The organism is Streptomyces sp. 5-10 (assembly GCF_014712245.1).
Taxonomy (GTDB): domain Bacteria; phylum Actinomycetota; class Actinomycetes; order Streptomycetales; family Streptomycetaceae; genus Streptomyces; species Streptomyces violaceusniger.
On sequence record NZ_JACVYG010000247.1, the window covers coordinates 1 to 391 of the forward strand.

Annotated in this window: 1 protein-coding gene; it reads left to right on the top strand. The window is 67.0% G+C overall.

All coding sequences use genetic code 11. The annotated features are described in order from the left end of the window. Positions 1–351, top strand: a 351-nt coding sequence (locus tag IEJ02_RS48045) for a hypothetical protein (protein ID WP_191070540.1), incomplete at its 5' end; no start/stop codon positions are given. Positions 352–391: the final 40 nt, after the last annotated feature.

A 391-nucleotide genomic window follows, 5' to 3' on the forward strand; every position in this document is an offset into this window, starting at 1 on the left:
ACCACCACCCAACCCTGGCCCCACGCACCCGAAACCACCCCCCTCAACGGCAACACCGACCCCCACCAACTCCACCACACCCCCCTCGAAATCAACGCCCACACCCAAGACACCCCCCACGGACCCCAACTCACCACCACCTTCACCTACAACCCCCACCACCACACCACCCACCACATCACCCAACTCGCCCACCACTGGCACACCGCACTCAAAGCCCTCACCACCCACACCCAACACCACACCGGCGGCCACACCCCCTCCGACCTCCCCCTCCTCACCCTCACCCAACACGACATCGACAACCTTGAGAGCGATCTCGAAGCCGAGTGGGCGGACCTGGAGGAGTGACAGCCGCTCAGGGCCGGGGCGCCACGCCCCGGCGCCCTAC